Below are 2,549 nucleotides of genomic sequence, written 5' to 3'. Positions count from 1 at the left end.
TCCACCACCGCGATCGGCAATTGATTCTTCCGCGTACGCCAAGCCGCGCGCGCCCGCGCGTCAGCGAGGTTTTTCGCTGATCGAGCTGCTGGTGGGCATGCTGGTCAGCATGATCTGCATGCTGGCCATCATGGCCGCGTTTGCCGTGTACGAGGGCAAGAAGCGCACCACCACTACCGGCAACGATGCGCAGCAGAACGGCAGCTATGCGCTGTATACGCTGGAGCGGCAACTGCGCACGGCAGGTTCCGGCATTACGCAAGGCAATAACTGGGGCCTGTGGGGATGCCCCATCACGGCCTATACCGATAGCACGCAAGTATTGCCGGCCGCTTCCCTGCCCTCGCCGTTTACCTCATCGGGATGGCCGCTTACCACACGCCTGGTGCCGGTGCTGATCGCCGCGGGAGGCGGCAACGTTCCGGACGTCATCGGCATCGTCGCCGGCAACCCGGCGCAGCAGGTGTTCAAGGTCACGGTGAGCAGCACGCCATCGGCCGCCAGCGTGGTAGTGGGCAATAGCTTCGGCATCCTCAGTGGCGACTACCTGGCCGGCACGCTGTCCGATAGCACCTGTGCCTTGGCGCAGATACCTACGGCATCGCCGACCGCGCAAGTCAGCGGCACCACCATCGCGCTGAGCACCGCCAACAGTCCGACCAAAGGCCTGCAGACCGCCACCAACCTGTTCGATTTTGGCCCCGCGCCGACTTTCACCTTGTTCGGCATCGACACCTCGACCAATTCGCTGGTCTCCTACGATCTGCTACAGCGCAAGGTCAACGGCAACGCCGCCACCGTCACGCCGATCGCCGACGGCATCGTGCAGATCAAGGCGCTATACGGCATCCAGACCAGCGGCTCCAACAGCCTTACCTGGGTGCAACCGACCGGCAACTACTCGATCAGCACGCTCACCGCCAGCACTTCGGCTGCCAACGCCGCCATGACGAAGATCAAGGCGATTCGCATAGCGATCGTGGCGCAAGGCCGCCTGGCGGAACGCTCAAGCGACTACAGCGCCGCCAGCAACAAGCTCGTGCTGTTCCCCGACTTGGATACAACGTTGCAATACACGATCACCACGAACACGCAGTATCACTACAAGGTCTACGACACCACCATCCCCGTGCGCAACGCGCTGATTGCCACGTATTACTAAGGCCACGCGACATGATCGACTTCATCACTTCGCAGCGCCCCGGTAGCCGGCATCGGCAAAAAGGCATGATTTCCACCTTGATCGCGCTGATCGTGCTGGTGGTAACGCTGTTGGCCGCGCTGGCCTTGATGCGCTCGGTGGACACCAGCAACACCATCGCCAGCAGCATGACGTTCCGCCAGAGCGCGCTGCAGTCAGCCGAGCGCGCGTACGTCGATGCACTGCAGAACATCACCTTTGCGCAGCCCACCAGCGACAACGATCAATCCTCACTGGGCTATTACGCCGAACCGCAGCCGGCGACGTCACGTTCCACGGGCGACATTCCCAACGTGCTGATCAACTTGACCAGCGGCAGCATTGCGCAGGTGACGAAAGCCAACACCAACGATGACGACATCTACTACGTGGTGGAGCGGCTTTGCCAGGCGGCCGGGCCGGCGACCATCACCGGTTGCGTCACGCCAGGCGCACAGATCCTGGGCGCTTCAGTTTCCAACCAGACGTCCGACCAGAACGAACCGTTCAACAACGGCGCCACTGCCGCCTTTCGCCTCACGGTGCGCGTGAACGGCAAGAAGGGATCCGTGGCGTACGTACAGAGCTTCCTGCGTTGATGCGTGCAGGCTCGCGCGCTTCATCCACCGACCAACTTCCGGAAATGGCCATGTTCATGTCCCTGCGCCCACTGCGTTTCAACGTGAAGCTGCTCGCCTGCGTCTTGGCGCTGACGGCAAGCGGAGCCGCCCTCGCCGGCTCCACCACGCTGTCGGACACACCGGTGTACAGCACTTCTAACGTGCCGGCGAACTTGATGCTGGCGTTGTCGGTGGAATATCCGACCGGCACGGTGGCGGCCTATAAGGGCAGCAGCGATTACTCATCGGGCACTACCTATCTGGGCTACTTCGACCCGGCCAAATGCTACGACTACAACAGCAACACTGGCGCGGGTTATTTCACGCCGGTGAGCGGCGCGACCGGCCCGGTGTGCACCGGGCACTGGAGCGGCAACATGCTCAACTGGGCGTTGATGACCTCGCTGGATGAGTTCCGCCAGGCGCTCACTGGCGGAAACCGTTCGGTCGATACCACCTCGACCACGGTGCTGAAGCGCTCCAACCTCAATTCACAGACCAACATCCAGAATTTTCCGATCAAGATACTCAATTCGAGCTCGAAATTTTCGCCATCCAGCGTGATCGGCGACAGCAACTATTCCTCGCTGAGCACGGTGTATCTGTTCTCGTACCAGCAAGGTTCCAGCTTCATCATTTCCAACAACTACACGGCGCCGAATAAAAACAACAACAACACGCCCACGGTCGTCAACGACGGCAACAAAAATTTCTACACGGTCTACAACGCACAGGTGCAGGTGTGTGTG

The 2,549-nt window shown here is 61.0% G+C and carries 2 protein-coding genes and 1 pseudogene; all 3 read left to right on the top strand.

Annotation, left to right across the window (positions count from 1 at the left end; translation table 11 throughout):
• On the top strand, positions 1-1,162 hold a 1,162-nt coding region (locus VJR68_RS17890; RefSeq protein WP_324149912.1), incomplete at its 5' end, for a PilW family protein.
• A gap of 11 nt (positions 1,163-1,173) precedes the next feature.
• Positions 1,174-1,779, top strand: coding sequence for a hypothetical protein (locus tag VJR68_RS17885; protein WP_324149910.1), 606 nt, complete (start codon positions 1,174-1,176; stop codon positions 1,777-1,779).
• 50 nt (positions 1,780-1,829) lie between these two features.
• Positions 1,830-2,549: pseudogene (locus VJR68_RS17880) on the top strand (hypothetical protein); the annotation flags it as partial.

Source organism: Dyella sp. (genome assembly GCF_035277725.1).
Lineage (GTDB): Bacteria > Pseudomonadota > Gammaproteobacteria > Xanthomonadales > Rhodanobacteraceae > Dyella_B.
Note: the sequence above shows the minus strand (reverse complement) of the source record. Positions and strands in the feature narration are given on the sequence as shown.

What these genes read in the sequence shown, in the direction of transcription:
- VJR68_RS17885 (WP_324149910.1), top strand. Translation starts at nt 1,174, where the DNA reads ATGATCGACTTCATCACTTCGCAGCGCCCCGGTAGCCGGCATCGGCAA.